Annotated in this window: 27 protein-coding genes; all 27 read right to left on the reverse strand. The window is 68.1% G+C overall.

The features are described 5' to 3' along the window. Window positions 1–74 precede the first annotated feature (74 nt). Window positions 75–2,135, reverse strand: coding sequence for a flagellar biosynthesis protein FlhA (flhA, locus tag AC5P98_RS21500; RefSeq protein WP_153643679.1), 2,061 nt, complete (start codon window positions 2,133–2,135; stop codon window positions 75–77). 44 nt (window positions 2,136–2,179) lie between these two features. Beyond that, on the reverse strand, window positions 2,180–3,310 hold the full coding sequence (flhB, locus tag AC5P98_RS21505) for a flagellar biosynthesis protein FlhB (protein ID WP_046430444.1): 1,131 nt from the start codon (window positions 3,308–3,310) through the stop codon (window positions 2,180–2,182). Window positions 3,311–3,516: 206 nt separating this feature from the next. Then, a complete protein-coding gene (locus AC5P98_RS21510; RefSeq protein ID WP_049407250.1) occupies window positions 3,517–5,649 on the reverse strand; it encodes a putative bifunctional diguanylate cyclase/phosphodiesterase in 2,133 nt (710 codons plus the stop codon). 275 nt (window positions 5,650–5,924) lie between these two features. Beyond that, window positions 5,925–6,716: a flagellar biosynthetic protein FliR gene (gene fliR / locus AC5P98_RS21515; RefSeq protein ID WP_014037103.1), complete on the reverse strand. Its 792-nt coding sequence runs from the start codon at window positions 6,714–6,716 to the stop codon at window positions 5,925–5,927. 13 nt (window positions 6,717–6,729) lie between these two features. Continuing rightward, window positions 6,730–6,999: a flagellar biosynthetic protein FliQ gene (locus AC5P98_RS21520; protein ID WP_005413254.1), complete on the reverse strand. Its 270-nt coding sequence runs from the start codon at window positions 6,997–6,999 to the stop codon at window positions 6,730–6,732. 66 nt (window positions 7,000–7,065) lie between these two features. Continuing rightward, window positions 7,066–7,845: a flagellar type III secretion system pore protein FliP gene (gene fliP, locus AC5P98_RS21525; protein WP_032959420.1), complete on the reverse strand. Its 780-nt coding sequence runs from the start codon at window positions 7,843–7,845 to the stop codon at window positions 7,066–7,068. 1 nt (window position 7,846) lies between these two features. Beyond that, window positions 7,847–8,266, reverse strand: coding sequence for a flagellar biosynthetic protein FliO (gene fliO, locus AC5P98_RS21530; RefSeq protein ID WP_080354537.1), 420 nt, complete (start codon window positions 8,264–8,266; stop codon window positions 7,847–7,849). Further along, window positions 8,263–8,598 (reverse strand): flagellar motor switch protein FliN, encoded by a 336-nt coding sequence (gene fliN, locus AC5P98_RS21535; protein ID WP_005409543.1) that lies wholly within the window; start codon window positions 8,596–8,598, stop codon window positions 8,263–8,265. The genes fliO and fliN overlap by 4 nt, the downstream gene beginning before the upstream one ends. Then, window positions 8,595–9,599 (reverse strand): flagellar motor switch protein FliM, encoded by a 1,005-nt coding sequence (gene fliM / locus AC5P98_RS21540; RefSeq protein ID WP_014647040.1) that lies wholly within the window; start codon window positions 9,597–9,599, stop codon window positions 8,595–8,597. The genes fliN and fliM overlap by 4 nt, the downstream gene beginning before the upstream one ends. A 10-nt stretch (window positions 9,600–9,609) precedes the next feature. Then, window positions 9,610–10,125: a flagellar basal body-associated FliL family protein gene (locus AC5P98_RS21545; RefSeq protein WP_049407246.1), complete on the reverse strand. Its 516-nt coding sequence runs from the start codon at window positions 10,123–10,125 to the stop codon at window positions 9,610–9,612. Window positions 10,126–10,363: 238 nt separating this feature from the next. Next, window positions 10,364–11,533, reverse strand: coding sequence for a flagellar hook-length control protein FliK (locus AC5P98_RS21550; protein ID WP_099475879.1), 1,170 nt, complete (start codon window positions 11,531–11,533; stop codon window positions 10,364–10,366). Next, window positions 11,533–12,000, reverse strand: a complete 468-nt coding sequence (fliJ, locus tag AC5P98_RS21555) for a flagellar export protein FliJ (RefSeq protein WP_014647043.1) — start codon at window positions 11,998–12,000, stop codon at window positions 11,533–11,535. The genes AC5P98_RS21550 and fliJ overlap by 1 nt, the downstream gene beginning before the upstream one ends. 3 nt (window positions 12,001–12,003) lie before the next feature. After that, window positions 12,004–13,389 (reverse strand): FliI/YscN family ATPase, encoded by a 1,386-nt coding sequence (locus AC5P98_RS21560; RefSeq protein WP_014647044.1) that lies wholly within the window; start codon window positions 13,387–13,389, stop codon window positions 12,004–12,006. Further along, entirely contained in the window at window positions 13,386–14,027 is a 642-nt protein-coding gene (locus AC5P98_RS21565) for a FliH/SctL family protein (protein ID WP_032959411.1), read from the reverse strand. The genes AC5P98_RS21560 and AC5P98_RS21565 overlap by 4 nt, the downstream gene beginning before the upstream one ends. Beyond that, the gene (gene fliG / locus AC5P98_RS21570) at window positions 14,024–15,010 is read right to left on the reverse strand and encodes a flagellar motor switch protein FliG (protein ID WP_024958226.1); all 987 of its coding nucleotides are present in this window, start codon (window positions 15,008–15,010) and stop codon (window positions 14,024–14,026) included. The genes AC5P98_RS21565 and fliG overlap by 4 nt, the downstream gene beginning before the upstream one ends. Before the next feature lie 7 nt (window positions 15,011–15,017). After that, window positions 15,018–16,664 carry a flagellar basal-body MS-ring/collar protein FliF gene (gene fliF / locus AC5P98_RS21575; protein WP_014647047.1) on the reverse strand — a complete coding sequence of 549 codons (1,647 nt, stop codon included), beginning with the start codon at window positions 16,662–16,664 and terminating at the stop codon, window positions 15,018–15,020. 13 nt (window positions 16,665–16,677) lie between these two features. Next, window positions 16,678–17,043 (reverse strand): flagellar hook-basal body complex protein FliE, encoded by a 366-nt coding sequence (fliE, locus tag AC5P98_RS21580; protein ID WP_014037113.1) that lies wholly within the window; start codon window positions 17,041–17,043, stop codon window positions 16,678–16,680. A gap of 441 nt (window positions 17,044–17,484) precedes the next feature. Continuing rightward, window positions 17,485–17,901 (reverse strand): hypothetical protein, encoded by a 417-nt coding sequence (locus AC5P98_RS21585; protein WP_049407635.1) that lies wholly within the window; start codon window positions 17,899–17,901, stop codon window positions 17,485–17,487. Window positions 17,902–18,086: 185 nt separating this feature from the next. Then, the gene (locus AC5P98_RS21590; RefSeq protein ID WP_495230210.1) at window positions 18,087–19,592 is read right to left on the reverse strand and encodes a sigma-54 dependent transcriptional regulator; all 1,506 of its coding nucleotides are present in this window, start codon (window positions 19,590–19,592) and stop codon (window positions 18,087–18,089) included. Next, window positions 19,589–19,966 carry a response regulator gene (locus AC5P98_RS21595; RefSeq protein ID WP_010485922.1) on the reverse strand — a complete coding sequence of 126 codons (378 nt, stop codon included), beginning with the start codon at window positions 19,964–19,966 and terminating at the stop codon, window positions 19,589–19,591. The genes AC5P98_RS21590 and AC5P98_RS21595 overlap by 4 nt, the downstream gene beginning before the upstream one ends. 14 nt (window positions 19,967–19,980) lie before the next feature. After that, a complete protein-coding gene (gene rpoN / locus AC5P98_RS21600; protein ID WP_049419501.1) occupies window positions 19,981–21,390 on the reverse strand; it encodes an RNA polymerase factor sigma-54 in 1,410 nt (469 codons plus the stop codon). A 321-nt stretch (window positions 21,391–21,711) separates the two neighbouring features. Continuing rightward, complete coding sequence (locus AC5P98_RS21605) at window positions 21,712–22,344, reverse strand: response regulator (protein ID WP_032959406.1); 633 nt, start codon at window positions 22,342–22,344, stop codon at window positions 21,712–21,714. 92 nt (window positions 22,345–22,436) lie between these two features. Beyond that, window positions 22,437–23,015 carry a PilZ domain-containing protein gene (locus tag AC5P98_RS21610; protein ID WP_049405341.1) on the reverse strand — a complete coding sequence of 193 codons (579 nt, stop codon included), beginning with the start codon at window positions 23,013–23,015 and terminating at the stop codon, window positions 22,437–22,439. Continuing rightward, window positions 23,012–23,305, reverse strand: coding sequence for a hypothetical protein (locus AC5P98_RS21615; RefSeq protein ID WP_032959403.1), 294 nt, complete (start codon window positions 23,303–23,305; stop codon window positions 23,012–23,014). Before AC5P98_RS21615 ends, AC5P98_RS21610 begins: the two co-directional genes overlap by 4 nt. Continuing rightward, window positions 23,302–23,718 carry a flagellar export chaperone FliS gene (gene fliS / locus AC5P98_RS21620; protein ID WP_005416447.1) on the reverse strand — a complete coding sequence of 139 codons (417 nt, stop codon included), beginning with the start codon at window positions 23,716–23,718 and terminating at the stop codon, window positions 23,302–23,304. Before fliS ends, AC5P98_RS21615 begins: the two co-directional genes overlap by 4 nt. A gap of 127 nt (window positions 23,719–23,845) precedes the next feature. Further along, window positions 23,846–25,261 (reverse strand): flagellar filament capping protein FliD, encoded by a 1,416-nt coding sequence (gene fliD, locus AC5P98_RS21625; protein WP_049405345.1) that lies wholly within the window; start codon window positions 25,259–25,261, stop codon window positions 23,846–23,848. A 441-nt stretch (window positions 25,262–25,702) separates the two neighbouring features. After that, window positions 25,703–25,937: flagellin (locus AC5P98_RS21630; protein ID WP_495230211.1), on the reverse strand; the 235-nt coding region annotated here is incomplete at its 5' end.

A 25,937-nucleotide genomic window follows, 5' to 3' on the forward strand; every position in this document is an offset into this window, starting at 1 on the left:
GGGTTCCCCTTGGTATCTGTCTGTTGCGTTGGTTCGAAAGTGGTGTCTGTTTTCTGGCGCATCGCAGGGCGGCGTCAGCTGATCGTTCCGACCAGCTTCAGGCGCTTGTCCTCCGGCACCTCGCTGTAGGCCAGGACCGACAGCGACGGAACGCTGTGGCGGACCAGGCGGGCCAGCGCGGCGCGCACCGGGCCAGGTACCAGCACGACCGCGGGCTCGTTGCGGGCTTCCTGCTTGCTGACACATTCGGCCAGGCTCTGGTGCAGTCGCTCAGCGAGTCCGGGTTCCAGCGCGGCGCCGTTGCCCTGCGTGGACTCCTGCAAGACACGTTCCAATTGCGGGTTGAGGGTGAACACCGGCAGCTCCGCCGACATTCCGGCGATCTCCTGCACGATGAAGCGGCCCAGTGCGGTGCGAACAGCGGCGGTCAGCACGGCCGGGTCCTGGCTGCTGGGCGCATGTTCGACCAGTGCCTCGGCGATCTTGCGCAGCTGGCGGATCGGGATGCGCTCGACCAGCAGGTTCTGCAGCACGCGCACCACCGCCGACAGCGGCAACGCCTTCGGCGTCAGATCTTCGACGAGCTTGGGCGCGCTCTTGGCCAGGTTGGCCAGTAGGTGCTGCACTTCTTCGTGGCCGAGCAGTTCCGGCGCGTGCTCACGGATCAGGTGCGACAGATGGGTGGCGACCACGGTGGCCGGATCGACCACGGTGTAGCCCAGCGTTTCGGCCTGGGCGCGCTGGTGCGGCTGGATCCAGGTGGCGTCCAGGCCGAACGCGGGGTCCTTGCCGGCGATGCCTTCCAGCGCGCCGAGGGCGCTGCCCGGGTCCAGCGCCAGCTCGCGGTCGGGGTGGATCTCGGCGGTGGCCACCGGCACGCCGTGCACCAGCACGCGGTAGCCGTTGGCCGGCAGTTCCAGGTTGTCGCGGATGTGCACCGACGGGATCAGGAAGCCGACATCCTGGGTCAGCTTGCGGCGCACGCCCTTGATGCGCGCCATCAGTTCGCCGCCCTGGTTGCTGTCCACCAGCGGGATCAGCCGGTAGCCGACCTCCAGGCCCAGCGGATCGACCGGGCGCAGTTCGTCCCAGCTCAGTTCGGCAGTCGGTGCCGGTGCGGCCGGGCGGCCGAGTGCGTTGAGTGCGGCGGCATCGGTGCCACCGCCTGCCGCATCGGCAGCCGGCGCCTTGCCCTTGCGGTACAGCTTCCAGGCGATGAAGCCGAGGATCGCGGCCAGCGTCAGGAAAGCGACGTTGGGCATGCCCGGCACCAGGCCGACCACGCCGATGATGCCGGCGGTGATCGCCAGCGCACGGTACTGGCCGAACACCTGGCCGGTCATGGCCTGGGCCATGTCCTGCGAGCGCGAGGCGCGGGTAACCAGCATGGCCACGGCGCTGGAGACCAGCAGGGCCGGCAGCTGCGCTACCAGGCCGTCACCGATCGACAGCAGGGTGTAGGTGGCGGCGGCTTCGCCGAACGGCATGCCATGCTGCAGCACGCCCACGGCCAGGCCGCCGAGCATGTTGATGAACAGGATCAGGATGCCGGCAATGGCATCGCCGCGGATGAACTTGCTGGCGCCGTCCATCGCACCGTAGAAGTCGGCTTCCTCACGCACTTCCTCGCGGCGCAGCTTGGCTTCTTCACGCGTCAGCAAACCGGCGTTGAGGTCGGCGTCGATCGCCATCTGCTTGCCGGGCATCGCGTCCAGGATGAAGCGCGCGGTCACTTCCGAAACGCGGCCCGCACCCTTGGTAATGACCACGAAATTGATGATGGTCAGGATCGCGAACACCACGATGCCGACCGCATAGTTGCCGCCGATCACGAATTCGCCGAAGGCGGCGATGACCTTGCCCGCGGCATCATGGCCGTTCTGGCCGTTCAGCAGGATCACGCGGGTGGAGGCCACGTTCAGCGCCAGCCGCAGCATGGTGGTGATCAGCAGCACGATCGGGAAGATGGTGAAGTCCAGCGGGCGCTTCACGTAGACCACCGCCAGCAGCACCATCAGCGAGATGGCGATGTTGAAGGTGAACAGCGCATCGAGCACCGGCGCGGCCAGCGGCACCACGACCATGGCCAGCAGGGCCAGCACGATCAGCGGCGCGCCAAGGCCCTGGCGGATCATTTCCAGGGCGCGGCGGGTGTTGAAACCGGCGGAGGGCTGGGCGCTCACGGGCGGCCTCCCTTGCCGAATTCATCCACCTGGATGTGCGGGGCGTCCGGCATCGGGCCAGTGCGCCAGGCGCGCAGCTGGTAGACGTAGGACAGGACCTGGGCGACGGCCGAATACAGTCTCACGGGGATTTCCTTTCCGAGTTGGCCTTCCCGATACAAGGCGCGTGCCAAAGGCGGGGCGGAGACGATCGCCACCTTGTTGCCGTCGGCCACTTCACGGATGCGCAGGGCGGTTTCGTCCACGCCCAGCGCGACCACGGTGGGGGCGTTCATGGCGCCGCCCTCGTACTTCAGGGCCACCGCGTAGTGGGTGGGGTTGACCACCACCACGTCGGCAGTGGGCACCGCCTCCATCATCCGGCGGTTGGCCATCTGCTGCTGCAGCTGGCGGATGCGGCCCTTCACCTCGGGGCTGCCCTCGCTTTCCTTCATTTCCCGGCGCAGTTCCTCGCGGGTCATCTTCAGCTTGCGCGTCCAGTTCCAGCGCTGGTACGGCGCATCGATGGCGGCCAGCACCAGCATCGCGCCGGCGGTGGCCAGCAGCAGGCGCAGGGTGAAGCCCAGGCCATCGGTGATGGCGGTTTCCAGCGGGTGGTGGATCAGCCCGCGCAGGGTGTCGAAGCCGGTCCAGACCACCAGCCCGGCGGCGACGCCGACGAAGGCCACGCGCAGCAGCGATTTGGTGAATTCGGCAATCGCCTCCGGGCCATACAGGCGCTTGAGCCCGCTCATCGGGTTCATGCGGTTGATGTCGGGCAGCAACGCCTTCTGCGACCAGCGCAGGCCGCCCATCACCAGCGGGGCGACGAAGCTGGCCAGCAGGCAGACCAGCACCAGCGGTGCGATCACCAGCATGAACTGCAGCAGCAGGTCGCCGAAGTGGCCGAACAGTTCCTTCGGGTTCTGCCGCAGGCTCTGTTCCGGGCTGAGCGCGTGCTTCATCCAGGCCGTGGCGCCACGGCCGATCGAGCCGCTCATGGCCATCACCGCCAGCACGCCGGCGCCGAACACGGCGGCGGTGCCAAGTTCGCGCGAGCGCGGCAGGTTGCCCTGTTCACGGGCATCGCGCAGGCGTTTTTCTGTCGGTTGTTCGGTCTTTTCGCCGGCGGATTCGTTCTCGGACATCACGGGCACTGCGGCAGGGGGTGCCGGGGTGCGTGCAAGAACTGTTCCACGCATGGCGTGGATCTACCGACGGCCCGTTCTGTAGAGCCGAGCCCACGCTCGGCTACGGTTGGGGCCAGGCGCGTAGCACCGCCGAGCATGGGCTCGGCTCTACAGGAGGGTGCCGCAGGAATCGTTCCGTGATGGCGGGCGCGCGTGGCCCGGTGTCAGCCCGGCGGGTATTGCGGCGGCGGGCTCTGCGCCAGTTCCACCCGCGGCCGGGGCAGGTCGTGCAGCTGCATGAAGCGCGCCGCATCGACCGGGCGGCCCAGCAGGTAGCCCTGCAGGTAGTCGCAGCCCAGGCGCTCCAGGTAGGCGCGCTGGGCGGCGGTCTCCACGCCCTCGGCGACGATGTCCATGTCCAGCGCATGGCCCAGCGCCACGATCGCCGAGACGATCACCACGTCCTCTGCACTGTGTTCCAGGTCGCGCACGAACGCATGGTCGATCTTGATCTCGGTGGCTGGCAGCCGCTTCAGGTACAGCAGGCTGGAATAGCCGGTGCCGAAGTCATCGATGGAGATGCCTACGCCCAGCACCGACAGCGCCTGCAGCAGGCGAAGACTGGTATCGGTATCGCGCATGACGGTGCTTTCGGTGATCTCCAGCACCAGGTGGCGCGGGGCAATGCCATGGCGCTCGATCACCTCGCGCACATCCTGCAGCAGGTGCGGCGAACTGAACTGCACCGGCGACAGGTTCACCGACATCGACCAGCTTTCATGCCCGGCGTCGTGCCAGCGCCGCAGCTGCTGGCAGGCCTGGTCCAGCGCCCAGCGCCCGATCTCGTTGATCGCACCGCTGCGCTCGGCCAGGCGGATGAAGCGGTCGGGGGGAATCAGGCCGTGTTCCGGATGGCGCCAGCGGATCAGCGCTTCGGCGCCGGCCACCTTCTGCGTGGCCACGCGGATCTTCGGCTGATAGTGCAGGAACAGCTGCTCGCTGCCGATGGCCCGGCGCAGGTCGGCCAGCAGCCGGAACTGCTGCTCGGCGCTGTCGTTCATCCAGTCGGCGAACAGCACGAAGGCGTTGCGTCCGGACTCCTTGGCCTGGTACATCGCCGCATCGGCGAAGGCCATCAGCTGGCGCTCGCTGGCGGCGTGGTCCGGGCAGATCGCCACGCCGATGCTGGCGGTCACCTGCAGTTCGTTGTCCGGCAGCAACGGGCCGCTGCCCACCGCCTGCAGGATGCGCCGGGCCAGGGTCGGCAGGTCCTCGTCGTGCTCGATGCGCACCACCAGCACGAACTCGTCGCCGCCCAGCCGTGCCAGCATATCGTGCGGGCGCAGCAGTTGGCGGGTGCGTTCGGCCACCGCCACCAGCAGCGCATCACCGGCCTGATGGCCATAGGCATCATTGACCTGCTTGAAGCCGTCCAGGTCCATGAACATCACCGCGAAGCGGTTGCCGCCCTGTTCGGCCTCGGCCAGTGCCTGCACGATGCGCCGCTGCAGCAGCAGGCGGTTGGGCAGGCGGGTGAGCGGATCGTGCAGCGCGGCCTGGGTCAGTTCCTGCTGCGCGTCGGTCAACGAGGTGCTCAGCATCGAATTGCGCAGCCGCAGCAGTTGCGCTTCCACGCGCTGGTCCAGCCATGAGACCACCAGCACCACGGCCAGGATCGCCACGGTCAGCACCACCACCAGCATCGCCAGCCACTCGTTCTGCAGGCCATCGCCGACCGCCGCGCCGCAGACGCTGCCTTCCGGGAAGCGCGCAGCGGCCATGCCGGTGTAATGCATGCCGACGATGGCCAGGCCGAGCAGGCCCGCCGCCGCCAGTCGATCACCGATGCGGGTGCGCTGGGCGCGCAGCCGGAACGCCACGTACAGCGCGGTCCAGGAGGCAGCCACCGCCACCATCAGCGAGAACAGCAGCCAGCCCGGGTCGTAGTCGATGCCCGGCTGCATGCGCATTGCAGCCATGCCAACGTAATGCATGCCGGCGATGCCGGTGCCCATCAGCAGGGCGCCGACCGCCAATCGCGGGTGGGGCAGGGTGCGCAGCGAGACCAGCCACAGCGCGAACACCGATGAGGCGATGGCAAGCGCAAGCGAGAGCAGGGTGATGGGAAGGTCGTAGCCCAATGGAATGGGCAGGTCGAAAGCCAGCATGCCGATGAAATGCATCGACCAGATGCCCAGGCCCATGGCGAAGCCGCCGCCCAGCCGCCACCACCAGGCCGCGCCCCTGCCCGGTGCGGTCACCGTGCGCCCGGCCATCGCCAGCGCGGTGTATGAAGCCATCACGGCGACCAGCAGCGAGATCGCCACCAGCCACGGGTTGTACGTGCCTACCAGCATTCGTCAGTCTCCCGGACCTGCCTGTCGACGGAAACCACGGTGGGGCATGCATGAGGCAGGCCGACGCACGACGCCGGCCATGTGCGGCATCCCCCCGGTTGCCGCGCATTCACTCTAACGCGCAGACCGGGGGGGACTTCAAGCGGCAATACGTGAAATTGCGCCTCTGTAGAGCCGAGCCCATGCTCGGCTGCCTTCGGCAGGAGCGGCAGCCGAGCATGGGCTGGGCTCTACAGAAACAAATGCATGGCAAGCAGTAGAACGTGATGATCGGGTCAGTGTGTGACCGCGTCCGCAGCCTGGAAGGCGGCGTCGAACAGGCGCTGTACCGGCGGCCCCATTTCCCCGGCCAGCAGGGCCAGCAGGAACAGGCCCAGCAGCAGCGAGACCGGCAGGCCCAGCTGGATCGGATTCAGCGCAGGGGCGGCACGCGCCAGTACGCCGAAGGCCAGGTTCACCGCCAGCATCGCCACGGTGAGCGGAATGGCCAGCGTCAGCGCGCCGCGCAGCACGGTCAGCAGGAAGGTCGGGGCGATGCTGAAGAAGGCGTGCGGGTCCGGCAGCGGGGCGCCGATCGGCAGTGCGCGGTAGCTGTCCACAAGCAGCGAGATCAACGCCAGGTGGCCGTTGGCGGTGAAGAACAGCAGGCCGAACAGCAGGTAGAACCACTGGCCGATCACACCCGAAGTGCCACCGCGCAGCGGGTCGCTCATCTGCGCGAAGGCCAGGCCGGTGCCCTGCGCGATCAGTTCGCCGGCCATCGCACCGGCTTCGAATACCAGCCGCAGCATGAAACCGATGGAAACGCCGATGGCCAGTTCGCGCGCGATGGTCAGCACCGTAGCCGCGTCGAAGCCGGTCCAGTCCGGTACCGGTGGCAGCAGCGGCGCCAGTGCAATGGCCAGGGTGCCGGCCAGTACCACGCGCACCCGCGACGGCACCGCACGCGTGCCGACCATGGGCATGGCCATGGCCACCGCGCCGATGCGCAGCATGGTCCACAGCACGGTGCCGATCATGCCGAAGGCCTGCAGGCCGTCGGCCGCCATCTGTGTCGCGGCATCCATCGAAGCGCGTGTCCTAGCCGATCAGGTGCGGAATGCGCTGGAATAGCAGCGTGGTGAATTCAACCAGGTGGCCGATCAGCAGGCTGCCCAGCGCGAACAGCACTGCGGTCAGCGCCGCCGCCTTGGCGACGAAGGCGATGGTCGGTTCATTGAGCTGGGTTGCAGCCTGCACGACACCGACCACCACGCCGACCACCAGTACGGTGAGCAGCAGCGGGCCGGCCACCCACAGCACGGTGATCAGGCCGCCACGCAGTTCGGTCAAGGCAAGTTCGGGAGACATTCGGGTTCCACCTTCTTATATAGAGTCGAGCCATGCTCGACTGTCTTTCAATCGCGCCGGATCGCGTCACGCGGGATTGAAGCTGGCCGCCAGCGTGCCCACGGTCAGCACCCAGCCATCCACCAGCACGAACAGCAGGATCTTGAACGGTGCCGACACCAGCATCGGCGACAGCATCATCATGCCCATGGACATCAGCACGCTGGCGACGACCAGATCGATGATCACGAACGGAATGAAGATCAGGAAGCCGATCTCGAAAGCGGTCTTCAGTTCGCTGGTGACGAACGAGGCGACCAGCACCGGGAACGGGATCGCATCGGGGCTGGCGTAGGTGCCGTGCCCGGCGATGCCGGCGAAGGTCATCAGGTCGGTCTCGCGGATCTGCGCCAGCATGAACCCGCGCAGCGGCTGCGTGGTCAATGTCCAGGCGGTCTGGAAGTCAATGTCGCCGTTGAGATAGGGCGCCATGCCCGTGCTCCACGCCTTGTCCCAGGTCGGCATCATCACCATCGCGGTGAGGAACAGGGCCAGGCCCAGCAGTACCTGGTTGGACGGCGTCTGGCCGGTACCCAGTGCCTGGCGCAGCAGGCCCAGCACGATGATGATGCGGGTGAACGAGGTCAGCACCAGCAGCATCGACGGGATCAGGGTGATCGCGGTCATCAGCAGCAGGGTCTGCAGCGGCAGGCTGACCGGCTGGCCGCCGATCTTGCCGACGTTGACGTCCGGCAGCGGGGTGGCCGGGGCGCCGGGCGCGGCGAACGCCAGCGCCGGCAACAGGCACAGGGCAAGCAACAGCAGCCACGGCATCAGGGTGGCAACACGGGTACGGGTGACACGCATGTCAGGGGTCCTTGCGCAGCCGCTGCTGCAGCAGCTGGGCGAAATTCGGCAGGTTCTTGAAGTCCGGCACGCGCACCGGCGCCGGTGCCGGCAACGGTTCGGGCAGGGTATGCAGGGTGTTGATGCCGCCGGCAGTGACGCCCAGCAGCAATTGCTGGCCGTTGACCTCCACCACCACCACGCGCTCCTTGGCGCCGACGCTGAGGCTGGCCACCAGCTTCATGCCTTCGGCCGGGCGGAAGCCGCTGCCGGGCATGCGCTTGAGCAGCCAGCCCAGGCCGATCACCAGCGCCAGCACCGCCAGCAGCGCCAGCACCGCACCGAACAGGCTGGGTGCGGCGGCCGCGTGCTGGCCGACCTGCGGGCCGATCGGCGCTGCGGTCTTGCCGACCGCCAGCAGGGTGGAGGCCAGCAGGCTCAACGCAGTCTCCGGATCCGCTCGCTCGGGCTGACCACGTCGGTCAGGCGCACGCCGAAGCGGTCATTGATCACCACCACTTCGCCGTGGGCGATCAGGGTGCCGTTGACGAACACGTCCAGCGATTCGCCGGCACCGCGCTCCAGTTCCACCACTGAACCCTGGTTGAGCTGCAGCAGGTTGCGGATCGGCAGGCGGGCACGACCGACTTCCAGCGACAGGGTCACCGGCACATCGAGGATCACGTCCAGGTTCAGGTCCGGACCGTTGGCCTCGTCGGCCTGCAGGCTGCTGAACTGGGCCGGGGTCGGTTCGAGGGCGTCGATATCGTTCATTGCGGGTCTTCCTGGATGACGGGTACGCGCGGGCGGGTGCCCGGCGGATGGGTAGCGGTGATCTTCACGGCGTTCATGCCGTTGGCGATGCCGAACTCGCCGGTGAACACCGGAATGTTCTCCACGCACAGCGGCACCTGCGGGCTCAGCTCGATCGGCAGGATGTCGCCGACCTTCAACTGGGTCAGGTCGCGCAGGGTCATGCGCTTGCTGGCCAGTACGCTGGACAGGGTGACTTCGGCGATGTTGAGCTGCTCGCGCAGGGTCTTGCCCCAGCTCTCGTCGCGGTCGTTGCGGTCGCTCTGGATGCCGGCGTCGAGCAGTTCGCGGATCGGTTCCAGCATCGAGTAGGGCAGGGTGACGTGGATGTCACCGCCGCCGCCGTCGAGCTCGACGTGCAGGCGGCACACCACCACGTATTCGCGCGGCGTCACGATGTTGGCGAAGTGCGGGTTGATCTCCGAGTTGATGTACTCGAAGTCGACGTCCATCACCGGTGCCCACGCTTCGCGCAGGTCGGCGAAGGTCTGCTTCAGCAGCAGGTGGATCACCCGCATTTCGGTGGCCGTGAATTCGCGGCCCTCGATGCGGGTCGGGTAGCGCCCGTCGCCGCCGAAGAAGTTGTCGACGATGGCGAACACCAGGGTCGGCTCGAACACGATCAGGCCGGTACCGCGCAGCGGCTTGAAGCGGATCAGGTTCAGGTTGGTCGGCACATACAGCGAGTGCATGTAGTCGTTGAACTTGATCAGTTCGATGCCGCGCACCGACAGCTCGGCCGAGCGCCGGATCAGGTTGAACAGGCCGATCCGCCACAGGCGCGCGAAGCGCTCGTGGACCATTTCCAGGGTCGGCATGCGACCACGGATGATGCGGTCCTGGCTGGCGAAGTCGTACGAGCGCGCTTCGCCTGACGGGGGTTCCGCATCGGTCTCGACCGCGCCGCTGTCCACGCCGTGGAGCAGGGCATCGATCTCGTCCTGGGACAGCAGATCATTCATCGGGGGGCCCTTACTGGGTCACGAAGCTGGTGAACAGCAGATCGTCGGCGCCGTTGCTGCCGGTCTCGGCCTTGAGCACCTTCTGCACCTCGGCCAGCGAACTGGCCTGCAGCTTCTGCTTGCCGGCGACATCGGCGATCTGGTCCGGGCTGACCTGCGAGAACAGCATCAGCAGGCGCGCGCGGATGGCCGGGGCATGGGTCTTGATCGCTTCCAGCGCGGCCGGGTCGCGGGTCATCAGCTGGACCTCCAGCTGCAGGTAGCGCGGGCCGTCGACCGGGCCATTGAGGTTGACCACGAACGCCGGGTCCAGCGCGAAGTACTGTGCCGGGGCCGGCGTCGCGCTCTTCTTCGGCGCCTGCGCGGTCTTCTCTTCGTGCTTGGACTGGGTGAAGAACCACACGCCGCCACCAGCGGCAGCGGCGGCCAGTACGGCCACCAGTGCGGTGATCAGGATCGGACTACGCGGCTTGGCGGCCTTGTCCTTCTCGACGGTCTTCTTGGTTTTGTCAGCGGCTGCGGCCACGGGGTGAAGCTCCTGAGGGTTGCTTCACCGGGATATGCAAGGGGTGTGCCGAAGGCTGGGCCCGCAGGGTGCGACGGAATTCCGTCGGGGTGCAGGTAGGGCCGTGCGGAGCAAGCTCCGCACCCACCAACGCAATACGGGGGGTGCCGACCGCCCGCCCTGGTGGGTGCCAATTGCCCCGCTCCGGTAGGTGCCAACCGCCCGCTCTGGTGGGTGCCAACCTTGGTTGGCACACCTGTCAGGCGTAGGCGTCCAGCAAGCCGCGCTGGCGGATCAACTGCGCGGACGACACGCTGGCATCGCCCGGCGTCGGTTCTCCGTCGCCGGTCATAGCGCCGCCACCGGGTTGTCCCGACGCATTGCCGTCACCACCAGGCGCCTGGTGGCCGACATCGGCGTGAGCCAGCTGGAAGCCCTGTTCGCCCAGCAGCTCGCGCAGGCGCGGCAGGCTGCTTTCCAGTGCCTGGCGCACGTCCACGTGCGGGCTGCTGAAGCTGGCATGCACCTTGTCGCCGTTCAACTGCAGGCGCACGTCGACCGGCCCCATGTCGTCCGGGCTCAGGCGGATGTGGGCATGGCCGATCTTCTGGTCGGCCAGCCAGCCCAGGCGTGCGCCGATGGCCTGGTCGAAGCCATCGTCACCCAGCACGGGCTTGGGCGTGGGTTCGCCATTGAAGATCGCGTTGCCGGTGGCGAGCGCCGCCTTCAGGTCCTGCACGGCGGCCGCTGCCGGTGCGTGCAGCAACGGTGTAACTGCGCGGTCGCCAACGGCGGCCACGTCACTGCCTTCGCCGCGCTCGCTGCGCTTGCCGGGCAGGATCATCTCCGGCAGTGGCAGCGCGGTGGCATCCTCCGCGCTGGTCGCCGCCGGTTTGCCGTCGGCCGCCACGGGGGCTGCGGTTGCCGCTGCCGGCGCGGCTGCAGGCAGTGTCGGGGTCGCGGCGGGGGCAGTGGTGGATAGCGCCGTACCGTCGCTGGCCAGTGACGGTGCAGCGCTGCCCGCCAGAGCGACGGCCGGATCGGCAGGCGTCGGCATCGCCAGCACCAGGCCGGCCAGGCCGATCGGTGGCCACGGGGCGTCCTCGGTCGCGGCGGGCTTGTCCTTGTCGGTGCCGGGTCCAGCCGGGGGCAGGGCAACGGGCGGTAGCGGCGGCGTTTCGGCAGTTGCCGCTTCCGCGTCCGCGCTGCGTTCGCCCGGTGCCTGGCCATTGCTGTCGGCGGTCGATGGCTGGCTGGGCGTGGACGGCGTCGGTGTGGTAGCGCTGCCCGCAGGCGCGGGCGCGGAGGGCGCACCGCCCTGCAGCAGCTGGCTGAAGTCCTTTGCGCCTTCGCTGCGCGCGGCGCGCGCGGCACTGTTGCTGGTGGCGGGCGGGGCCGGGTTGGCGCTGCTGGCGAGCGGGGCGGGCATCACGGGCGGCCTCCCTGCTCGGCGCCGTCCTGGTCTTCGGCCTGCACCAGGCGCGCGCGCCGCGCGCCAATGTCGTCCATCTCGCGCTGGTCGCGGCGGTCGGTCACCACCTTTTCCTGCGCGCGGTAGCTGGCGGCCAGCTGCTCCAGCACCGCCTTGTCACGGCTGGCCAGGATCAGCCGCGCGCGCTCGGCCTCCACTTTTTCGCGGTTGCCGTTGACCGTGGCCTGCTGCTGCTCGACCGCACTGTCCAGGCGATCAAGGAAGGCGCGGCGGTTCAGCAGCTGTGCCGGGCTGGTCGCTGCCATCTGGGCGTTGGCGTACTCCTCGGCATAGCGGCGCAGTTCGTCCAGGCGCGACAGATGGGTGTCGAGCACGCGCTGGCGTTCCGCCAGGTCGCGGGCGACCGCGTCCTCGTGTTCCTGGGCCCGCTTGAGCAGGGGATCGATGCGCTTGGACTGGTTCATGGCTTAACTCTCTTGTTCCACCAGGCGCTGCAGCGCCGCCTGGCTGTGCGGGAGATCTGCGGCCTTGGCAACGTCCTGGCCGAGGAACTCCATGATTTCCGGCCAGCGTTCCAGGGCTTCGTCGGTGGCCGCGTCGTTACCACGCTGGTAGGCACCGATCGCGATCAGGTCACGGTTGGCCGAGTACGCCGAGACCAGTCGCTTCAACTTGCGGATGCGCAGGCGCCACGGCTCGTCGGCGATTTCCGTGACCACGCGGCTGACCGACGATTCGACGTCGATGGCCGGGTACAGGCCGCTGTCGGCCACCCGGCGCGAGAGCAGGATGTGGCCGTCGAGGATCGCGCGTGCGGCGTCGGCGATCGGATCCTGCGGATCATCGCCTTCGGTCAGTACGGTGTAGAACGCGGTGATCGAGCCGCGGCCCTTTGCGCCGTTGCCAGCGCGTTCGACCAGCGCCGGCAGCTTGGCGAACACCGAGGGCGGGTAACCGCGGGTGGTCGGTGGTTCACCGACCGACAAGCCGATCTCGCGCTGCGCCTGGGCGAAGCGGGTCAGCGAGTCCATCAGCAGCAGCACGTTCAGGCCCTGGTCGCGGAACCACTCGGCGATGGCGGTGGCACGGTAGGCACCGTGCAGGCGCGCCAAGGGTGGCCGGTCGGCGGGGCTGGCCACCACCACGGCGCGGCGCAGGCCTTCCTCGCCCAGCGTGGTCTCGACGAAATCGCGTACTTCGCGGCCTCGTTCACCAATCAGGCCGACCACGATCACGTCGGCAGCGGTGTAGCGGGTCATCATGCCCAGCAGCGTCGACTTGCCGACGCCGGAACCGGCGAACAGGCCGACACGCTGGCCGCGGCCGATCGGCAACAGCGCGTTGATCGCGCGCACGCCCACGTCCAGCGGCTGGGTGATCGGTTCACGCGCCAACGGATTGATCGACACGCCGGCCATGCCGACATGCCCTTCTGCGCGGATCGGGCCCTTGCCATCCAGCGGCACGCCGTCGCTGTCGATGACGCGGCCGAGCAGGCCTTCACCCACTTCCACGCCGCCACGCCGCGCCGACGGTACCACGCGGGCGTTGGGCAGCAGGCCGTGCAGTTCGGCGCTGGGCATCAGGTAGGTGCGCTCACCGGCAAAGCCGACCACTTCGGCATCGACCCAGCCACCATCGACCACTTCCACCTTGCAGCTGGCGCCCAGCGGCGCCTCGCAGCCGACCGCTTCCAGGGTGAGCCCGACCGCGCGGCGCAGCACGCCCTCGCGGATCAGCCCACGGCCATGCGCGGTATCCACGCGCAGGCCGTCCAGGCGCCGGGCCAGGCGCAGGTTGCGGGCCACGGCCCAGTCGGCCGGCGGCGGCGTCGTTTGCGGTGCGGCGCTCATGCCGTCGCCCCGGTCTGGCGGATCACCGCATCCAGCGCACCGCGCAGGCGGGCCTCCAGGGTGCCGTCGATGCGTACGGCTTCGGCGTGCACGCGCAGGTCGCCACGGCTGAGGCTGGTATCCGGTACTAGGCGCTGCGCCGGCGACAGGTTCAGCAGCGGGGCAAGCGCGGCGATGTCATCCGGGTGCAGCCGCACTTCCACCTCGCGGGTGCTGCCGCCCACGGCGTCAATCGCTTCGCCGACCAGCTGCGCCAGCAGTGCCGGCTCGGCCTCGTAGGCGCGGCCGACCAGCGCGCCGGCGATGCGCACCGCCAGTTCACCAAGGGCGCCGACCACTTCGTTCTCCAGCCGCACCAGCGGCCGGCTGAAGTTGTCGAGGATGCCTTCGATCTGCGCGACGAGGCGACGCACCTCCGCCTGGCCCTGGCCGTACCCTTCGGCATGGCCCTGATCGAATCCTTCCTTCTCCGCGCTGTCCTGGATCGCCTGGATTTCCTCCAGGGTCGGCAGCTGCAGCGGCGGCTCCGGTTCGTGTTCCGGGTCCGGCTCGGTGAGTTCGAACGCGTCCTCCTGCTCCAGCGCCGGTTCGGGCTGGGCCAGCAGGTCCGGGGCAAGCCAGCGCACGACGTTGCTCACAGCATGGCCTCCGCGCTGCCGCCGATGGTGACGGTGCCTTCATCGGCCATGCGCTTGACGATGGCCAGGATCTCGCGCTGCGCGCCTTCCACGTCGGACAGGCGCACCGGCCCGCGGGCTTCCATGTCTTCCAGCAGGATCTCGGCCGCGCGCTGCGACATGTTGCGGGTGATCTTGTCGCGCACCTTGATGTCGGCGCCGCGCAGGGCCAGGCCCAGGCGCTCGCCGCTCACCTCGCGCAGCACCAGCTGCATCTCGCGGTCGTCCAGGTCGACCAGATCGTCGAACACGAACATCAGGTCCTGGATGCGGTTGCTCAACGGCGCATCGATGCGGGCGATCTCGCCCAGGATCGCCTGGTCCTGGCCGCTGTCCATGAAGTTCAGGATGTTGGCCGCGCACTGCACGCCACCGATGTTCGACGACTTCAGGTTCTGGTTGCCGGCGAACTGGCGCTCCATGATCTCGTTGAGTTCATTGAGTGCGTTCGGCGGAATGCCGTCGAGGGTAGCGATGCGCAGCAGCACGTCCACGCGGGTACGGTCCGGCAGCAGTTTCAGCGCGTCGGCGGCCTGGTCGGTTTCCAGGTGCGCCATCACGATGGCGATGATCTGCGGGTGCTCGTTGCGCACCAGGTCGGCCACCGCACGCGGGTCCATCCACTTCAGCGCGTCCAGGCCGGTGGTGTTGCGGCCGAGCAGGATGCGGTCGATCAGGTTGCCGGCCTTCTCGCTGCCCAGCGCCTGCACCAGCATGTTGCGGATGTAGTCGTCCGAGCCAACGCCGAGTGAGGTCTTCGAGCCCAGCTCCTGGCCGAACTGGTCCATCACCCGTTCCACCTGCTCGCGGGTGATGTCGGTCATGGTGGCCATGGCGATGCCGATTTTCTGCACCTCCTTGGGTTCCATGTGGCGCAGCACTTCGGCCGCATCCAGCTCACCCAGGGACAGCAGCAGCACGGCCGCGCGCTGTACGCCGGTCAGTTGTGCCTCAGTCATTGGCCACCCAGCCCTTGACCACCTGGGCCACGCGCTTGGAGTCGGTCTTCACGGCTTCACGCGCCATCCGCAGTCGTTCCTCATATGAATCCACCGGCAGGGCCAGTGCTTCCGGCCCGCCCAGGCTGGCCCGGTCAGCGCCCAGCGCCGGCAGCGGCATGCCATCGTCATCGACCAGCTGCACGTCCGCGGTATGCGGCTCGAGTGCCTGTTCGTCGTTCTTCCTGCTCTGGCCGGTGATCGCGCGCAGCGCCGGACGCAGCACGCCGAACAGCAGCGCCAGCACCACCACCGCACCAAGCAGCATGCGGCCGGCATCGTGCACCCACGGCAGCTCCCACCACGACGGGCCTTCGACCGGCGTGGTGTCACGCACGAACGGGGCATTCATCACCGACACGGTGTCGCCACGCTCGGCGTTGAAGCCGACGGCCTGCTTGACCAGCGCTTCGACGCGGGTCAGTTCGGCAGCCGACAGCGGCTGCGGGCTCATCTTGCCGTTGGCGCCGGCGCGCGGCACGTTGTCCACCAGCACCGCCACCGAGACGCGCTTGATGCGGCCGGCCGGCTGGCGGGTGTGCTGCAGGGTGCGGTCCAGCTCGTAGTTGCGGGTCGCGTTCTTGCTGCTTTCGGTCGGGGCCTGCGCGGTGGCCGGTGCGGCCTGCTGGCCCGGCGGGCTGTTGCTGGTCGCACCCGGCACGCCCTGCGGGCCCGGCGTGCTGGTGGTGTTCTCGCTCATCTGCTCGCTGCGCAGCTTCTGCGGCTCGCCGTTGTAGAGCTCGCGGGCTTCCTCGGTCACCGAGAAATCCATGTCCACGCTCACTTCCGGGTTGACGCGGCCGGGGCCGGTCATCGGTTCCAGCAGCTCGCGGATGCGCTGGTTGAACGAGGTTTCCTGGCGGCGCACCTGCTCGAACTGGGCCGCGTTGACCGCCGCTTCGCTGTTCGGGTCGGTGATGCTGAGCATGCGCCCACTCTGGTCGACCACGGTCACCCGCTCCGGCGCGAGATCCGGAATGCTGGCGGCGACCATGTGCACGATGGCATCGACCTGGCTGCGTTCCAGCTGCTGGCCGCCACGCAGTTCCAGGGTGACCGAGGCGCTGGCCACGTCACGCTGGCGGGTGAACGCGCTGGGCTTGGGAATGGCCAGGTGCACGCGCGAATCGCGCACCGGGCGCAGCGTGTTGATGGTGCGCGACAGCTCGGTTTCCAGCGCGTGCTGGTAGCGCGCGCTTTCCACGAACTGGCTGACACCAAAGCCCGGGTCGCGTTCCATCAGCTCGAAGCCCAGCTTGCCGCTGTCGGTCAGGCCGGAACCGGCCAGCTTCAGGCGGGCGTCGTGCAGGTTCTTTTCCGGCACGGTGATGCCACCGGTGGCCGGGTCGAGCGCGAACGGAATCTGCGCGGCGCGCAGCAGGTCGGTCGCTTCAGCGGTCGCCTTCTGGTCCAGGCCGGTGTACAGCGGGACCATGCCCGGCTTCTGTGACCAGAAGAACACGGACAGGCCTGCCGCCACCGCCACTGCGATCATCGCCATCAGGCCCAGCCGACGGGTGATCTGCAGACTCTGCAGGCGGTCGAACCATTGCCCGGCCTTTTCGGCGTTCAGGCTGTCCTTGGAGAGCGTCAGTGCCATGCGTCTCTATTCCTTACAGCGGCATGTTCATCACGTCCTGGTAAGCCTGGACGAGACGGTTGCGGACTTCCACGGTGGCGCGGAAGGCGATCTGGGACTGCTGCGAGGCGACCATCACCTTGGCGAGGTCGGCGCTGGGGTCGCCCATTTCGAAGGCCTTGGCGAGGGCGCCGGACTTCTGTTGCGCATCGTTGACGCCGGCAATCGCACCACGCAGGGTTTCGGTGAAGCTGGCCGGCTGCACCTGCGGCGCATCCAGCACCGTGCCCGGCAGGGCATTGCTGCGCGGCGTTTCGCCCAGCGGGTTGAGCGCCGGCTGTCCCATCTGGGTCTGATAGGAGCGGATCTGCGAAAGGATCGAAGTGACGGAGTGGGACATCTGCAACGGTTCCAGAAACAGGGATGGGGTTGTCTGCTGGAGCCAGTGCAAGTGCCGTGCCGAAACCGGTTTTCGATTCAGTGAAGTGAGGAGGTTGGATGTGCGTGCGGGGTTGCACCCCGCGCCCCGCGGTAGTGCCGGCCGCTGGCCGGCAACCTCAACGGCAACGGCCGAAGCCGAAGCCGGAGCCGGAGCAACAGCAGAAGCGGGTCTACTGAGGGATGGCGGGGTGGGTCCGGTTACGGGGGACGCCGTAAATCCGTCCATGGAGGCTCGGTCGCGCCATCCATGGCGCTCACGCCCCCGCAACCGGACCCACCCCGCCTTCGACAGGTGGCCGCGATCTGTTGGAACTTGCTGCTGATGGTGGGTGCCGACCGTTGGTCGGCACGGGCTCTGACCCCATTGGCGGCGCCATTTAACCGGCGTCGGTTTTCTGGCCTATGGCTGCAGGGTCCATCGGCCGGAATTCTGGCGCTGGCGCGGTGCGATGGGGCCGTCATGCTGGGTGTAGATGAAACGGCCCTGGCGGTCGCTCTGGCACGTCAGCAGCAGGGTGTAGTGGGCGGGGCCGGCCGGGTGGGCCTCGGTCATCTGGATTTCCGCGATATGCGGGGCCAGGCGCTGGTAGCGGTAGCTGCCGCCGATGCGGAGGTCGGTGCCGAGGATGTCCAGCACGTACTGGCTGCCAGCAAAGCTGAGCTGCACCATGCGTCCGGCGTTGGGGTTGTCCGGCGCGTACAACGGGTCGCTGAGGTTGGTGAACCGGCGTTGGTCGAGCGCGGCGGGCAGTGTGCAGTTGGCCGCGGTGGCCAGGGCCGGGCAGAGCAGGACGGCGAGCAGGATCAGGTGATGCATGGTGGGACCTCCTTGGGATGTCCCTGCCATGCTCCGCAGTGCGATTCCGTTGTCTCTAGGAAAACGTGCAAATGCAATGGGGTCAGATCCCTTTCCGCAGGAAAGGGATCTGACCCCGGGCACCACAAACACCAACGCCCGGGCAAGCCCAGGCGTTCGTGCCCCCTTCATGCTGGTAGCGCGCGTCAGCCGGCCAGTTCGGCCTGCTCGCGCTCGATGCCGTACTTGCGCAGCTTTTCCACCAGGGTGGTGCGGCGCAGGCCGAGCAGCTGGGCGGCGTGGGCGACCACGCCTTGGGTGCGTTCCAGTGCTTCGTTGATCAGGCCCAGTTCGATGTTGGCCATGTGGTTGCGCAGGTCCAGACCGTCGTCGGGCAGTGCCGCCGGGGCGGCTGTGCGATTGACGGCGATGCCGTGCTCCAGCGCCGGCTGGCCGCCGCTGCCCGGGGTATGGAACGAGAAGCTGCGCAGGTCCAGGCGTTCTTCGCTGGCAATCGGCGCTGCCGGTGCCGCTGCGGCCACCGCTGCCAGCGTGGCATCGCCACGATAGCGAGCCGGCAGGTCCTGCACGCGCACCGAGCCACCCGGATGCAGCACGGCCAGGCGCTCGACCAGGTTGGTCAGCTCGCGCACGTTGCCCGGCCACTCGTAGCCGGCCAGCGCCTGCAGCGCTTCCGGGGTGAAGCGCACTTCGCCACGGCCGGTGCGGGCCAGCTGCGCGGCGATGGTTTCCACCAGCGCCGGCAGGTCTTCGCGCCGTTCGCGCAGCGCGGGCACGTCGATCGGGAACACGTTGAGGCGGTAGAACAGGTCCTCGCGGAACTTGCCCTCGGCGATGCGGGTCTCCAGGTCGCGGTGGGTCGCGGCCACCACGCGCACGTTGCAGCGGATGGTCTGGTTGCCGCCAACGCGCTCGAAACTGCGTTCCTGCAGCACGCGCAGCAGCTTCACCTGCATCGGCAGGCTCATGTCGCCGATTTCGTCGAGCAGCAGGGTGCCGCCCTCGGCCATTTCAAATCGGCCCTTGCGCGCGGTCAGTGCGCCGGTGAAGGCGCCCTTCTCGTGGCCGAACAGTTCGCTTTCCAGCAGGTCGGCCGGAATGGCGCCACAGTTGATCGCCACGAACGGGCCATCACGGCGCGGCGAGCGCTGGTGGATGGCGCGCGATACCACTTCCTTGCCGGTGCCGGATTCGCCCAGCACCAGCACGGTGGTGTCGAACGCGGCCACCTGCTCGATCATGGTGCGCAGCGCGGTGACCGCCGGGCCGTTGCCGGTCGGGCCTTGATCCTGCGCGGCGCCGGCCTGGTGCTCGGCATCCAGGCGCTTGAGGCTGGCACGGCGCAGCAGGGCTTCCATCTGCGCGTGGCGCAGCGGCGTTTCCAGTGGCCAGATGTTGGCCTCGTGCAGCCCGTGCTGCTGGGCAAACGCTGCAGCATCACCATCGGCCAGCAGCACCGGCGGCGGCAGGCTGCTGCCGCCCAGCCAGTGGTACAGCGCAGTGCTGGCGGCGCTGTCGTCCAGGCTGCCGACGATCACCGCCATCCAGTCGTTCTGGTGCTGGCGGCCCAGGTCGAAGTCGGCCGCGTCGGACACCCAGCGCGGGTTGAAGTCCATGAATTCCAGCAGGGCAACGGTGCGCTCTGCGCGCACGGCGTCGTTGTCCAGCACCAGGATGCGCGATTCGCTCACGATCGATCCTCCCTGAGGCCTTCCAGGATCGGCATGACTTCCTGGATGTAGGACAGCTTGCTGACAAAGTTGTCGGCGCCGGCGCGCAGCGCGTGTTCGCGGTGCTCGGCGTCGTCGAAGTGGCTGGCGATCACGATGTACGGTGCATCGTCCTGCGACTTGATCAGGCGGGTCGCCTGCAGGCCGCCCATTTCCGGCATCGCCAGGTCCATCAGCACCACCTGCGGGCGCAGCGTTTCCGAGCGCTCGATCGCTTCCAGGCCGTTGCCGGCACTGCCGACGATCTGCAGCCAGTCGATCTTGCGGAAATGGCGCATCGCCGCGTTGATGAAGCCCTCGTGGTCATCGACCAGCAGGACCGTGAGCTTGTTCATGTCCAACATCCTTTTCAGCCCACCCGGGCCAGCTGGGGTTGCCTGGCGCTGAGCCGGCGCCGTTCGCGGGCCGGGGCGATATCCAGTTGTTCTCGGTATTTTGCGACGGTTCGGCGGGCAATGTTCACCCCCTGGCGTGACAGCAGGCCGGCAATGGCCTCATCGGCCAGCGGGCGGCCGGCCGGTTCGGCGTCGATCAGGCGGCGGACCATGGCCTTCACCGCCTGGCCGGAGACGCTGGCGCCTTCCAGGCGCACGGCGAAGAAGTGCTTCAGTTCGAAGGTGCCGCGCGGGGTCTGCAGGAACTTGCCGGTGGTGATGCGCGAGACGGTGGACTCGTGCATGCCGATCTCCTCGGCCACTTCCTTCAGGGTCAACGGCGCCATGGCCTCTTCGCCACGGACCAGGAAGGCGGCCTGGCGCTCGACGATCACCCGCGCGGTGCGCAGCAGGGTGTCGTAGCGCATCGACAGGCCGCGGCTGAACCAGCGCGCCTCCTGCAGCATTTCGCGCAGTGCCGGGGCGGCGTCGCTGGTCTCGGCCAGGGCCTGTTCGTACTGGCTGTTGATCGACACGCGGCGGCTGGTGGCCGGGTTCAGTGCGACCTTCCACTGCCCATCAGCGTGCCAGGCGACCACGTCCGGCACCACCACGGCGTTGCGTTCGGGCAGCAGGCTGTCGCCCGGGCGCGGCTGCAGCGAGAGGATCAGGCGCACCGCCTCGCGCACGTCGTCGATCTCGGCGTCGTGCTGGCGGGCGAGGGCGGGGTAGTCGTGGGCCGCGAGCGCGTCGAGCGCGCCATCGAGAATGCGTGCGGCCAGGTGGCGGGCCGGCACCACGCCATGCAGGCTGCGCAGCTGCGCCTGCAGGCCTTCGCGCAGGTCCTGCGCGGCCATGCCGGCGGGTTCGCCATGCAGCAGCTGCTGGCGGATGGCTTCCACGCCGTCGGCGGTGATGTCGAACTGGGCACTGGCCAGCAGCTGCAGCTGGGCCAGCGGCGCCTGCAGGTAGCCGGCTTCATCGCAGTGGTCCAGCCAGAACGCGGCCACCGCCAGCTGATGGTCGTCCATGTCCAGCGCCAGGCGCTGCAGCACGCGCAGCTGCGGGTCGGTCGACTCGCCAGCGGCGATGCGTGCCATGCGGTCGTCATCACCGTCCTGCCAATTGGCACCGGCCACATCCCACATCGACGGCTCGGGCAGCTCGTCGAAGGCGGCGGTGTCGAGGGTGGTGGCACTCGCTTCGGTGGCTTCAGCAGCGGGCGCTTCGGCCTCCTCGATCTCCAGCAGCGGGTTGGAGTCCAGCAGGCGCTGGATTTCCTGCTCCAGGTGCAGGCCATCGAGCTGCAGCAGCCGGATCGACTGCAGCAGTTGCGGGGTGAGGTGGAGTTGCTGGCCCAGCTGGGTCGAGAGTGCAGCCTTCATCGTGGTTCCCCGGCACCGCTCCCCGGCGCCTTGTGGAACGCATCTTGCTTTTGATCCGGCGGGGGCGGAATCGGGGGGTTCCTGATGCATTTCGTGGAACTCCCGACAGGGTGTAGGGGAATTCCCTACACCGACGCGGGAAATTGACGAAATGCGTCGCCAAGTCATTGATTTGTGGTGGCGAAGCCGCTGGGCGCGCGGCGGTCGGGGCACGGATTCCTGTCAGGGAATGTCGGGGTGACGGGATGTCGTCGCCAACGCAGGGTGTCGCGGGGTCAGATCCGTTTCCACGGGAAAGGGATCTGACCCCGATACCGGCGCTTACTCGAGCTCGTGCTGATGGCGCGCGGCCAGCAGCAGCAGGTCATTGGCGCGGCGGCAGCCCAGCGATTCCATCATCCGTGCGCGGTGGGTCTCCACCGTCTTGACGCTGATGCCGAGATCGGCGGCGATTTCCTTGTTGCTCTCGCCCTTGCCGATGCGGCGCAGGATCTCACGCTGCCGTGGTGAGAGTGCGGCGATGCCGGTGGGTTTCTCGCGGCCCAGCATCGGCGCCAGCATCTTGGCCGAGATCTGCGGGCTCAGGAACACCTGGCCGGCGTGCGCGGCCCGCAGTGCCAGTTCCAGTTCCTGCGGTGCGGCGTCCTTCACCACGAACCCGACCGCGCCACGATCCAGTGCATCGCGCACGTGGGCGGCATCGTCGTGCATGGTCATCATCACCACCCGGGTACCGGGGGCACGCAGGCGGATGTCGCTGAGCGCTTCCAGGCCGGTGCGGCCCGGCAGCGAGAGGTCCATCAGCACCACATCCGGTGCGTGCTGCAGGGACAGTTGCAGTGCCTGTTCGGCGTTGCTGGCCTCGGCCACGAGCTGCACGTCGGCAAACCCCTGCAGCAGCCGCGCCAGGCCGGCGCGGACAAGGGTGTGATCGTCGACGATGAGAACTCGCACAGGCACGCAGCAGATCCGTGTAGGGGCATCCACCTTAACTTAGCTGAACGGGCGCGCCAAGGGTCGGCCGTACAGCGCCAAGGGGGCGGGTTTCAGCGTGCGCGGCGTGCCTCGGCCACCTGGCGGCGGTGCAGGCGGAACAGGTGCCGCTCCATCGCCATCTCCAGGCCATCGCCCAAACGCTGGAAGCGCAGCCACAGGAAGTGCCCGCCGCTACCGTCGGCGGCTTCTGCGACGACCTCCACCGGCAGGTCGATGTGGTCGGGCAGCCAATCGCTGGGCTGCAGGCGCACCACGCCGGCCTGGCCGGGGCTTGCGCCACTGCGCGGGCCCAGCTGCAGGCGGATGCCACGGCGCGACCAGCGCACCGGGCGCAGGGTCAGCTCCTGGCCCTGCTGGCGCACCAGCCGGCCGAGCAGCACCATCGCCAGGTCCAGCTTGGCTTCCAGGCGCTGCAGCTGCAGGCTGGCTTCGTTGCGTTCGTCGTGCTCGTCGACGCGGCTGTCCTCGACCAGTGCCAGGCTGCGCAGCAGGCCTTCGGCGCTGCTGGTGCGGCCGGCCGCGCTGCCCGCCTGGAACTCGGCCGGCAGGGCCAGTTCGCAGCTGAGCGTCTCGTCGAACAGCTCGCTTTCGGCCGGGTGATGCAGCGAGGTGGTCGGCAGCGAGGTCATGCCAGCGATTCTGCCTGCAGATAGGCATGCGCCGCGCGAAGGGAGCGCTGGCCGTCGTTCATCAGTGCGGCCACGGCATCACGGCGCTGGCGCAGCAGGCCGAGCAGACTCTGCTGGCGCTCGAACAGGGCGCTCAGCGGCGCGTGGTCCGCAGCGGTCAGCGGCTGGCTGAGCAGGGCGTGCAGGGTGCTGTCGTGGCCGTCGAGCAGGCTGTCGGCCTGGTCGAGGGATTCTTCGCCCAAGGCTCTCTCGAAGGCATCCAGCTGCGCATGCAGTTCCTGCAGGCTCATGGCGCCACCGCGGCCGGGCGGCGCTGTTCGTGCGGGATCGCGTTCCAGGCGCTGTCGATCTCGCCCAGCAGCTGCAGCGATTCATCCAGCGCGGCACGGTCGTTGTGCAGGTTGGCCTCGGTCAGGCGCTGCAGCACGTAGTCGTACAGCGCCGACAGATTTCCGGCGATCTCGCCACCGGCCTCATGGTCCAGCGAGCCGTTGAGGTGGCCGACGATCGCGCAGACTTCGCCGATCGCCTTGCCCTTGCCGGCCTGGTCACCGCGTTCAAGGCTGGCCAGGGCGCGGCGCACGCGCTCCAGCGCGCCGGCCAGCAGCATCGCCACCAGCTTGTGTGGATCGGCATCGGCGACCGCACTGGTCACCCCCACCTGGCGGTACTGCTCGGCATATTGACGGCTGGAACCGTACATTCGTGATTCTCCTTGCGCGGGGTGCCGTCGGGTGATCGCGGGGACCGGTGCCGACGGCGCGGCGATGATTGCTGTTGCGTCCGTTATCGGTGCATTGCGCGGCAAACTTGAGTGCCGTGCATGTCCGTCAGCGGTTCAACTGGGCCAGCTGCTGCTGCAGCGCGGTGTTGCTCTGCTGCAGCTTGCCCATCAGGCTGTCCAGCGCCAGGAACTGCTTCTTGTAGCGCTCTTCCACGCTCTTCATGCGCGTGTCGAGGTCCTTGCGGCGCTTGTCGATGTTGTCCAGCGTGGTGTTCAGGCCCTTGGTGCGGGCAACGAAGGCGCCTTCCTTGCCGACCGTCGTGCTGACATAGCCGTCGACCAGCGTGTACAGCTTGCCGGCACCGCCGGTATCACCGGTGATCGCCTGGCGCATCTTCTCCGGCTGGCTGGCCAGTGCGGCGGCGAACTTGGTGGTGTCCAGGATCAGCGTGCCGTCGGCATTGGGATAGCCACGGGTATCCAGGCCGATCGCCTTGGCATCGAGCTTGTCACCGGCCAGGTCCTTGAGCACGCTCGACATCACCGAGCGCAGCTGGCTGGTGGCGCCGCGCATCTGCGCATCGCCGGTCAGCGTGGAGGCTTCCTTGGTCTTGGCGTCGTACTTGGTTTCGGTGTTGATCGCCGCCAGTGCAGAGTTGTAGGCGGTGACGAACTCCTGCATCACCTTGGTGGCTGCCGCAGTGTCCGTGCTGATGGTCACCGTGCTGGTGCCCGGCATCTTCAGGTTCAGGGTCAGGCCCGGAACCGCATCGGCCACGGTGTTGCTCGCGCTGACGACCTTCACACCATCGATGGTCAGCTCGGCGTCGGCGGCGGCGGTGTTCTGCTTGAGGCTGTTGACCAGGCCGCCCAGTTTGGCGTCGCTGCCGGCGTATTCGAGCTTGATCGCGTTGGCGGCACCGGTCTTCTCCTGGGCGATCGACAGGTACTGGTTGTCGCCGGAGCTGATCAGGGTGGCCTGCACGCCTTCCTTGCGGCCGGCCGCATCGATCTTGTTGCGGATGGTGGTCAGCGTGTCGCCGTCCTCCACCTCCACGTTCATGGTCTTGGCCTTGTCGCCCACGCCAACGGTCAGCGTCAAGGTTCCGGCAGCAAACGTGTCGGTCTTGGGTACCGAGGTATCGGCGATCAGTTTGTGCGCTGTCGCCAGCGAGGTGACATTGACCACGTGCGTGCCGTTGGAGGCCGCAGCCTTGGTGGTGCCAACGTCATACAGCGCGACCGACGCCGTCAGGATCTCGTCGGTGCCCTTGTCGCCGCCCTTGCTGGCGGTCACCGTGCGCGTGTCGAACGCCGTGGTGGCCTTCAGTGCGGTCAGCGCCGTCTTCAGCTTGTCGAAAGCAGAGGTGATGGTGCCGATCGACGACAACTGCATCTTGGCCTTGGACTGCTGCAGGTTCAGCGCATTGTCGGCGGGCTTGCGGTCAGCTGCGACCAGCTGGTTGACGATGCTGGAAATATCCAGTCCCGAGCCAATGCCACCGTATCCAAAGTCTGCCACGTCGTTTCTCCTGGTATCCGGGCCCGGCCGTCGTGCGGTGGCCCGTCGTCAACGAAAATAGCGGCCTGCGCCGCTGGGTCTTGAGGACTTCGTCGATGCACGTGCCGTGCCAATCGCCTGGCGCGGGTTCTGGCACGCGGGTTGCAGGAGGGCTGGGGCAGGGTGCGGGTAGGTTCACCGCGGGCTGCCGGGAGTCTGCAAAAAGCCCTCCCCCAATGCAGGGGAGGGATCAGGCTACTGACAATCGGGGGGAGACGAAGCCGCCCGGTACGTACAGTCAAAGGTACAGCGCTGAAAGAGAGGTCCGCAGGAGCGGGCGATGCCAAGCCGGTTCGGGAGTGATCCCGGGCCGGGCATGGCCCGCGCCTTCGTGCATCGTGGCTTCCCGGTTGCCGCTACCGTCGGTTCGACCCGACGGTAGCGGCGCCTTCTTGCCGTGGATCAGCGCAGCAGGCTGAGCACGCCCTGCGGCACCTGGTTGGCCTGGGCCAGCATGGCCGTACCGGCCTGCTGCAGGATCTGGGTGCGGGTCAGTTCGGCGGTTTCCTTGGCGAAGTCGGTGTCCTTGATGCGGCTGCGCGATGCCGACAGGTTTTCCGACGAGGTCTGCAGGTTGGCCACGACCGAGGTGAAGCGGTTCTGGATCGCACCGAGGTCGGCGCGGGTGCTGTTGATC

The sequence above is a fragment of the Stenotrophomonas sp. YJH_SMC_135 genome (assembly GCF_059372355.1).